The sequence below is a fragment of the Roseococcus sp. SDR genome (assembly GCF_019083995.1).
Classification (GTDB): Bacteria; Pseudomonadota; Alphaproteobacteria; order Acetobacterales; family Acetobacteraceae; genus Roseococcus.
Genome location: NZ_JAHRCU010000036.1, coordinates 18635 through 27223 on the forward strand (window position 1 = coordinate 18635; position 8589 = coordinate 27223).

At 68.2% G+C, this 8589-nt stretch carries 7 protein-coding genes; 3 read left to right on the forward strand and 4 right to left on the reverse strand.

Going from position 1 to position 8589, the window contains the following annotated elements; genetic code table 11:
- Complete coding sequence (locus KTR66_RS23580) at nt 1–2295, forward strand: NADP-dependent malic enzyme (protein ID WP_213617102.1); 2295 nt, start codon at nt 1–3, stop codon at nt 2293–2295.
- A gap of 41 nt (nt 2296–2336) precedes the next feature.
- Nucleotides 2337–3161: an alpha/beta hydrolase gene (locus KTR66_RS23585; protein WP_213617104.1), complete on the forward strand. Its 825-nt coding sequence runs from the start codon at nt 2337–2339 to the stop codon at nt 3159–3161.
- Between the two features lie 28 nt (nt 3162–3189).
- On the opposite strand, the gene KTR66_RS23590 is transcribed toward KTR66_RS23585, so the two are convergent.
- From KTR66_RS23590 to KTR66_RS23605, 4 genes are all read right to left on the reverse strand, one after another.
- Entirely contained in the window at nt 3190–3546 is a 357-nt protein-coding gene (locus KTR66_RS23590) for a carboxymuconolactone decarboxylase family protein (protein ID WP_213617106.1), read from the reverse strand.
- 80 nt (nt 3547–3626) lie between these two features.
- Nucleotides 3627–5981, reverse strand: a complete 2355-nt coding sequence (gene clpA, locus KTR66_RS23595; RefSeq protein WP_213617108.1) for an ATP-dependent Clp protease ATP-binding subunit ClpA — start codon at nt 5979–5981, stop codon at nt 3627–3629.
- 140 nt (nt 5982–6121) lie between these two features.
- Complete coding sequence (gene clpS, locus KTR66_RS23600) at nt 6122–6451, reverse strand: ATP-dependent Clp protease adapter ClpS (protein ID WP_213617118.1); 330 nt, start codon at nt 6449–6451, stop codon at nt 6122–6124.
- 414 nt (nt 6452–6865) lie between these two features.
- Nucleotides 6866–7372 carry a phasin family protein gene (locus KTR66_RS23605; protein ID WP_213617110.1) on the reverse strand — a complete coding sequence of 169 codons (507 nt, stop codon included), beginning with the start codon at nt 7370–7372 and terminating at the stop codon, nt 6866–6868.
- Nucleotides 7373–7654: 282 nt separating this feature from the next.
- On the opposite strand from KTR66_RS23605, the gene KTR66_RS23610 reads away from it, so the two are divergent.
- A partial coding sequence (locus tag KTR66_RS23610) for a D-alanyl-D-alanine carboxypeptidase family protein (protein ID WP_213617112.1) occupies nt 7655–8589 on the forward strand: 935 nt, incomplete at its 3' end.

Sequence of the window (8589 nt, forward strand, 5' to 3'; positions counted from 1 at the left end):
ATGAGTGACAAGCGCCAGGACGCGACCCCCGATACGCGCACCGCGCGGGTGACGGGCGAGGAGGCGCTGGCCATGCATGCCGAGGGCCGCCCCGGCAAGCTGGAAACCCGCCTCACCAAGCCGCTCGTCACCGCGCGCGACCTCAGCCTGGCCTATTCGCCCGGCGTGGCCGAGCCCTGCCTGCACATCCACCGCGACCCGGCGCTGGCCTATGACTACACCAGCAAGGGCAATTTCGTGGCCGTGATCAGCAACGGCACCGCCGTGCTGGGCCTGGGCAATCTGGGCGCCCTGGCGTCGAAGCCGGTGATGGAGGGCAAGGTCGCCCTCTTCAAGCGCTTCGCCGATGTGGACGGCATGGATCTCTGCCTCAACACCGAGGATGCCGACGAGTTCGTGAACTGCGTGAAGTTCCTGGGCCCGAGCTTCGGCGGCATCAACCTGGAAGACATCAAGGCCCCCGAATGCTTCGTCATCGAGCAGCGCCTGCGCGAGATGATGGACATCCCGGTCTTCCACGATGACCAGCATGGCACCGCCATCGTCGCCGCCGCCGGCCTGATCAACGCCGCCTACCTGACGGGGCGTGACCTCGCGACCACGAAGCTCGTCATCAACGGCGCGGGTGCGGCCTCCATCGCCTGCGCCGAATTGCTGCGCGCCATGGGCATGCGGCCCGAGAACATCACCATGTGCGACACCAAGGGCGTGCTCTATCGCGGCCGCACCGAGGGCATGAACCAGTGGAAATCGGCGCATGCGGTCGAGACCTCGGCGCGGACCCTGGCCCAGGCGCTGGACGGCGCGGACGTGTTCTTCGGCCTCTCCGTGAAGGGCGCGCTGACGCAGGACATGATCCGCGCCATGGCGGAGAAGCCCATCATCTTCGCCATGGCGAACCCCGACCCCGAGATCACGCCCGAGGAAGCCCGCGCCGCGCGGCCCGACTGCATCATCGCCACCGGCCGCTCGGACTATCCGAACCAGGTCAACAACGTCCTGGGCTTCCCCTTCATCTTCCGCGGCGCGCTGGATGTCCGCGCCAGCACGATCAACGACGCGATGAAGATCGCCGCCGCCCGCTCGCTCGCCGAACTGGCGCGGGAAGCCGTGCCGGAGGAAGTCGCCCGCTCCGGCGCCGGCAAGCGCCTCGTTTTCGGCCCCGACTACATCATCCCCAACGCCTTCGACCCGCGCCTGATCAGCCGCGTGCCTGTGGCCGTGGCCGAGGCCGCCGTGCGCTCCGGCGTCGCGCGCAAGCCGCTGGTGGACCCGGCCCGCTACGCCCGCGAGCTCACCAACCGCCTGGATGCCGCCGCCAATGCGCTGGAAGCCATCCATGAGCGCGTGCGCGCCAATCCGCGCCGCGTCGTCTTCGCCGAGGGCGAGGATGAGAGCGTGATCCGCGCCGCCATCGCCTTCCGCAATGCCGGCTACGGTACGCCCGTGCTGGTGGGCCGTGAGGAGCGGATCACCGCCACCGTCGCCTCGCTCGGCGTGCGCCTGCCCGAGGGCATCGAGATCCACAATGCCCGCGTCTCCTCCGACAACACGCGCTATGCGGAATGGCTCTATGCCCGCAAGCAGCGCGACGGCTTCCTCTACCGGGACTGCCTCCGCCTCGTGAACAATGACCGCAACGTCTTCGCCGCCTGCATGGTGGCGCAGGGCGACGCGGATGCGCTGCTGACGGGCGAGACGCGCAGCTATTCCGTGGCGCTGGAAGGTGTCCGCATGGCGCTCGACGCCGAGGGCGTGCTGTTCGGCCTGACCATGATGATCGCCCGCCGCTCGGGCACCGTTCTGGTGGCGGACACCGCGATCCATGAGCGCCCGGATGCCGCGACACTCGCCGCCATCGCGACGCGCAGCGCGGCCACGGCGCGGCGCCTCGGCCTCACGCCGCGCGTGGCCTTCCTCTCCTTCTCCACCTTCGGCGACCCCAAGGGCAGCATCCCCGGCAGCCTGCGCGATGCGGTGAAGCTGCTCGATCAGCAGGGCGTGGATTTCGAGTATGATGGCGAGATGAGCGCCGAGGTCGCGCTCGACCAGAACCTGCGCGCCAGCCTCTATCCCTTCTGCCGCCTGACCGGCCCCGCCAATGTGCTGGTCATGCCCGGCCTGCACGCGGCCCACATCCTCACCAAGGCCGTGCCGCATCTGACGAGTGCCACGACCATCGGCCCCGTGCTGATGGGCCTCTCCCGCCCCGCGCAGATCGTGCCGACCGGCGCCGGCGTGAACCAGCTGCTCGATATGGCGACCTTGGCCGCCTACCAGGCGATCGGGCGGTAGGGCGCCTGCATCCGCGCGGTGGCGCCGGGCGTATGGGTTCCATGCCGCCCCGCCGCGCCCTGCTGGCCCTCGCCGCCCTGCCCCTCGCCGGCTGCTCGGCAACGGATCTCGCCAATGCGCTCACACCCGCCGGCGATGTGACGCGCGAGGAGGGCCTCGCCTACGGCCCGTTGCCGCGCCACCGCTTCGATCTCTACCGCCCGGCGAATCTCCCGCCCGATGCGCCACTCCTGGTCTTCGTGCATGGCGGCGCCTGGCGGGCCGGAAGCCGCGGCGATTACCGCTTCCTCGGCGTTCCGCTCGCCGCCATGGGCTGCCTCGTCGCCATTCCGGATTACCGGCTCTGGCCGGAGGTGGCCTTCCCCGGCTTCGTGGAGGACACCGCGCTCGCGATCCGCACCCTCGCGGCGCGCGAGCCGCAGCGCCGCCTGGTGCTGATGGGCCATTCGGCCGGCGCCTTCAACGCGGGCTGTGTGGCGCTGGACCCCGCCTGGGGCGTGCAGCCTCTGATCGGCGGCTTCATCGGCCTGGCCGGCCCCTATGATTTCCGGCGCGAGGAAGTGACGCCGCCCGAGATCTTCCCCCAAGCGCGCATCCAGGCCGCGCCCGCCCCGCTGCGGGCGGGCGAGACGCCGCCCTTGCTGCTGGTCCATGGCGCGGCCGACACCGTGGTCGGCCCCTATCATTCCCGCATCCTGGCCGAGCGCGCCGTGGCGGCCGGCGTGCCGGTGCGCCATGTGGTGATTCCTGGCATGGGTCATCTCGGCCCGGTCGTCGTGCTCTCGACACCCGCCCGCTGGCTCGGCTTGGCGGATGCAACGGTCGGGTCGGAGGTGGCGCGCTTTGTGACGGGGTCTGGGGCCTGAGGCCCCAGCCGCCGGAGGCCCTTTTTTCTTACCCCGTCGCCCCATCCATCGCATCCAGCACATGCAGCGAATAGGTGAGCGCCGCCCCGGCATTCAGCGCGATCGCCACCCCCAGCGCCTCCGCCACCTCCTCCTTGCTCGCCCCGGCCGCGCGCGCTTTCCGCACATGCGCGTCAATGCAGCCCTCGCAGCGCGTGGTGACGGCGACGGCGAGCGCGATCAGCTCCCGCGTCTTCGCATCCAGATGCTTCGTGGTCGAAGCCCCGCGCGAGAGCGCCCCGAAGCCCTTCATCAGCTCCGGATGGATCGTGGACAGTTCCTTCCCCCGCGCCCGCAGCCCGGCGCTGTAGCTGTCCCAATCCTCGATGCGGGTGTCTTCGGTCATGGCTTTGCTCCCTCGGAAATGCAGAAGGCCCCGATGGTTTCCCACCGGGGCCTTTGAGGCAAGCTTGCCCGGATCGCGGCTCAGTCCGCCGTCGCTTCCGGCTCCTTCTCCGCCTCGCCATCGCCCTCCGGCTTGGGCAGGGCGGCGGGCGGCGGCTCGGCGATGTCGAAGCTGAGTGCGCCATCCACCAGGTTCACCTTGACCGCACCGCCCTTCACCAGCTTGCCGAAGAGCAGCTCCTCGGCCAGCGGCTTCTTGACGTGCTCCTGGATCACACGGGCCAGCGGCCGCGCGCCATAGAGCGGGTCGTAGCCGCGCTCGGCCAGCCATTCCTTGGCGGCGGAGCTGAGCTCGATCGTGACGTTGCGGTCGGCGAGCTGCGCCTCCAGCTGCATCACGAACTTCTCGACCACCTGCGCCACGATCTCGGCCGAGAGGCCGGCGAAGGGGATCACCGCATCCAGGCGGTTACGGAATTCGGGGGTGAACATGCGCTTCACCGCCTCCTCATCCTCGCCCTTGCGGACCTCGCTGCCGAAGCCGATGGCGGCCTTCTGCATGTCGGCCGCACCCGCATTCGTCGTCATGATGAGGATGACGTTGCGGAAATCCACCGTCTTGCCGTTGTGGTCGGTCAGCTTCCCGTGATCCATCACCTGCAGCAGGATCGCGTAGAGGTCGGGATGCGCCTTCTCGATCTCGTCCAGCAGCAGCACGCAATGCGGATGCTGGTCGATGCCGTCGGTCAGCAGCCCGCCCTGGTCAAAGCCCACATAGCCCGGCGGCGCGCCGATCAGGCGGCTCACGCTGTGCCGCTCCATGTATTCCGACATGTCGAAGCGCAGCAGCTCGATGCCGAGCGTCTTGCTGAGCTGCTTCGCCACCTCGGTCTTGCCGACGCCGGTGGGGCCGCTGAACAGATAGTTGCCGATCGGCTTCTCCGGGTCGCGCAGGCCCGCGCGGCTGAGCTTGATGGCCGCCGCCAGCGCCTCGATCGCGCGATCCTGGCCGAAGACCATGGCCTTGAGGTCACGCTCCAGGTTGCGCAGCGTCTCCTTGTCGTCGGCCGAGACGGATTTGGGCGGGATGCGCGCGATCTTCGCGACCACCTCCTCCACGTCCTTCAGCGTCACGGTCTTCTTGCGCTTGCCCTCCGGCACCAGCATGCGCGAGGCGCCGACCTCGTCGATCACATCGATCGCCTTGTCCGGCAGCTTGCGGTCATGGATGTAGCGGGCCGAGAGCTCCACCGCGGCGCGGATCGCCTCCGGCGTGTACTTCACCTTGTGGTGCTTCTCGTAGTTCGTCTTCAGCCCCTGCAGGATCTTCACCGCATCCTCGACGGAAGGCTCGTTCACGTCGATCTTCTGGAAGCGCCGCACCAGCGCGCGGTCCTTCTCGAAGTGGTTGCGATATTCCTTGTAGGTGGTGGAGCCGACGCAGCGCAGCGTGCCCTGGGCCAAGGCGGGCTTCAGCAGGTTGGACGCATCCATCGCCCCCCCCGAGGTGGCGCCGGCGCCGATCACCGTATGGATCTCGTCAATGAAGAGGATGGAGCCCGGCTGGGCCTCCAGCTCATTCACCACGGCCTTCAGCCGCTCCTCGAAATCGCCGCGATAGCGCGTGCCGGCGAGCAGGCTGCCCATGTCCAGCGAATAGATGGTGGACTTGGCCAGCACCTCCGGCACGTCGCCTTCCACGATGCGCTTGGCGAGACCCTCGGCGATGGCCGTCTTGCCCACGCCCGGATCGCCCACATAGAGCGGGTTGTTCTTGGTGCGGCGGCACAGGATCTGGATCGTGCGCTCGATCTCATGGTCGCGCCCGATCAGCGGATCGATCTTGCCGGCCTGGGCGCGCTTGTTGAGGTTCACGCAATAGGTGCTGAGCGCATCCTGGTTGCGGTTGCCGCCGCGCGGCTTCTCCTCGCGCTCCTCCTTGCCGGCATTCTCCTCCGGCGTCGGCGCCTGGCCCTGCACGGGGCGCGGCTGCGAGCGGCCGGGGGCCTTGGCGATGCCATGGCTGATGAAGTTGACGGCATCGAGGCGCGTCATGTCCTGCAGCTGCAGGAAATAGACGGCATGCGATTCGCGTTCGGAGAAGAGGGCCACGAGCACATTCGCGCCCGTCACCTCGTCCCGCCCGGAGGATTGGACATGGATCGCGGCCCGCTGCACGACGCGCTGGAAGCCGGCGGTCGGCTTCGGGTCACCCGTGCGGTCGCTGACCAGGCCGGCCAGGTCCTTGTCGAGGAATTCCGTCAGTTCCCGCTTCAGCCGGTCCACATCCACGCCGCAGGCGCGCAGCACGGTGGTGGCATCCGCATCGTCGCCGAGGGCGAGCAGCAGGTGTTCGAGGGTGGCGTATTCATGGCGGCGGTCATTGGCGAGGCCAAGCGCGCGATGGAGCGTCTGCTCAAGGTTGCGGGACAGCATGGATCAACGCTCCCACTGGAGAAAGCCAGATCCGAGGATCGGACCATGGCGGATTGATGATGATGTGGTGGCGCTCCCTTGCCGTCACACCCCGGGGGTCATGTCAAAATTGTCATGCCCCACGGTGATAGTCTCTCGTCTCACTCTTTCTCAATCGTGCATTGCAGCGGGTGCTGGTTCTGGCGGGCCAGATCCATCACCTGCGTCACCTTGGTCTCCGCGACTTCATAGGTATAGACCCCGCAGACGCCGACGCCGCGGCGATGGACATGCATCATGATGCGCGTCGCCTCGTCGCGGTTCTTCTGGAAGAAGCGTTCCAGCACGTGAACGACGAACTCCATGGGCGTGTAGTCGTCGTTCAGCATCAGCACCTTGTACATCGCCGGCTTCTTGGTCTTCGGGCGCGGCTTGACGACGACGCCGGTGGCGGGCCCGCCATCGCCATCGCGCTTATCCGGATCGGACATGGTGATCGGCTGCATCATAAGGTTCCGGTGGTCCCATCCATCACAGTCAGGCGCAGGTCTACGCCCGGCAGAATATCGGTTGCCGAGGCCCCACGGAAAGGGGTTTGGCGCATGCGCGGGCGGAATAACCGAAACGACATGCGGAAAACGAGGCCGGCGCCCGAAAAACGAGGGTGCGGCCCCAGCCGGCCTCAAGCCGGCCCCGATTCGTCCCCAAACGAAAAACCCGGCCGCGCGAGCGGCCGGGTTCAGCAAGGGAGCCAAGGCTCCCCAGTTCAGGCGTCACCCCCAAGCGCCGGCCGCTCAAACCCAGCGCCCCGCCCCGAGAATGCGAGGCGAATAGCCGAGCCGTAAAGCTTCAGCTTTGCGAAGCCAAGGCGGCGGAGCCGCCGCCCGGCGCCTGAGGGCAAAAAATTACGCCGCGATCGGCTTCGCCATCTTCTCCATGGCGAGCGTCATGCGGGCCGAGATCGGCTCCAGCGAGGCCTCGGCCAGCTTCATCGCGGCTTCCGAGATCTTCGTGGTGTCGTTCACGGCGCGCTCGAAGGCCGTCTTGGTGAAGGAGGCCTGGAAATCGGCGGCTTCCTTCAGGCTCTTCACGCTCGACAGCGCCTTCACGCCCTCGATCGTGTGCTCGGAGAAGGCCTGGAACATCGCCATCGTCTGGCGCGACAGGTCCTGCACGCCGGTCACATAGAGCTGCGAGGCCTTGGTCAGCGCCTCGAGGTTGCCACGGCCGAACTCGGCGGCTTCCTCGGCGGCCTTCAGCATGTCGCCGGCGGTCTTGTTCGCGGTCTCCATCGTCTTCTCGACGGCGGCGCGGGCCTGCACGGTGGTGTCCTCGACCAGCTTCTTCGCGGTCGCGGCGCCGGTCTGCGCGGCCTGGCTCATCGCCTTCTTCATGTCAGCCTGGGTGGCCATGGTCATCTTCCTTCTCGGTTGGGCCAGTCAGCCAATCCGGAGGGAAAGCTGGGTGCCCGTGTTTTGCTGCAATGCAGCATGCAGCCTATCTAGGACCGCGCCCGGACCAATGCAAGGATTTTTTTGTGCACCGCACAAAAACGCGAACAATGCTGGAAACCACCCCGCCCCCTGCGAAACGGATGGACAAACGGCCGCTTGGCTGTTTCTTTGCGTGCAGAGCGTGAGCGTGCCGACTGAGCCTTGGGGGAGGCGACACCGGCGCGCGGCCTGGGGAACCGAATGACCATCTCTTTCTTGTCGCGCGCCACGCTGGCGGTTGTCCTCGGCCTCGGCGCCATCGGCGCGCTGCCCGCATCCGCCCAGATCACCGCGCGGGACCGCTACGCCTCCATCGTCGTCGAGGCGCGGACCGGCCAGGTGCTGAGCGCGGCCAACGCGGATGAGACGCGGCACCCCGCCTCACTCACCAAGATGATGACGCTCTACATGCTGTTCGAGGCGATGCGCGACGGCCGCCTCACCCTCAGCACCCCCATCCGCATGAGCGCCGAAGCCGCCTCCCGCCCGCCGTCCAAGCTGGGCGTCCCCGCCGGCGGGAGCATCTCGGCCGAAAGCGCCATCCTCGCCCTCGTCACCCGCTCCGCCAATGACGTGGCCGCCGCCGTGGGCGAGGCGCTCTCGGGCGATGAAGACGCCTTCGCCCGCGCCATGACGCAGCGCGCGCGCAGCCTCGGCATGACGCGCACCACCTTCCGCAACGCCTCCGGCCTGCCCGACCCCGAGCAGGTGACGACCGCGCGGGACATGTCGCTGCTCGGCCGCCGCCTGATCGCCGATTTCCCCGAGCACTACCACTATTTCGCCACGCAGTATTTCGCGCATGGCAACCGCATGATCCGCAACCACAACGGCATGCTGCGCGACTATCCGGGCACGGACGGCATCAAGACCGGCTTCATCAACGCCTCGGGCTTCAACATCGTCACCTCCGCCCAGCGCGAGGGCGTGCGCCTCGTCGGCGCCGTCTTCGGCGGATCCTCCTGGCCGCAGCGCAACAACCACATGGCGGAGCTGCTGGATGATGGCTTCCAGCGCATGGGGGTGCGTTCCGTGCCTGCCATGGCCTCCGCCGCGCCGCGCGTCGTCGCCGGGCGCGACCCGACGGTGGGCCCCGGCCCGCGCCGCGTCCGCGTGCAGACCGCCGCCCGGCCCGC

Bases quoted from the DNA above. Each gene is read 5' to 3' on its own strand.
- KTR66_RS23605 (WP_213617110.1), bottom strand. From the start codon at position 7,372: ATGGCCACCCAGGCTGACATGAAGAAGGCGATGAGCCAGGCCGCGCAG.
- clpS (WP_213617118.1), bottom strand. From the start codon at position 6,451: ATGTCCGATCCGGATAAGCGCGATGGCGATGGCGGGCCCGCCACCGGC.
- clpA (WP_213617108.1), bottom strand. From the start codon at position 5,981: ATGCTGTCCCGCAACCTTGAGCAGACGCTCCATCGCGCGCTTGGCCTC.
- KTR66_RS23585 (WP_213617104.1), top strand. From the start codon at position 2,337: ATGCCGCCCCGCCGCGCCCTGCTGGCCCTCGCCGCCCTGCCCCTCGCC.
- KTR66_RS23580 (WP_213617102.1), top strand. From the start codon at position 1: ATGAGTGACAAGCGCCAGGACGCGACCCCCGATACGCGCACCGCGCGG.
- KTR66_RS23590 (WP_213617106.1), bottom strand. From the start codon at position 3,546: ATGACCGAAGACACCCGCATCGAGGATTGGGACAGCTACAGCGCCGGG.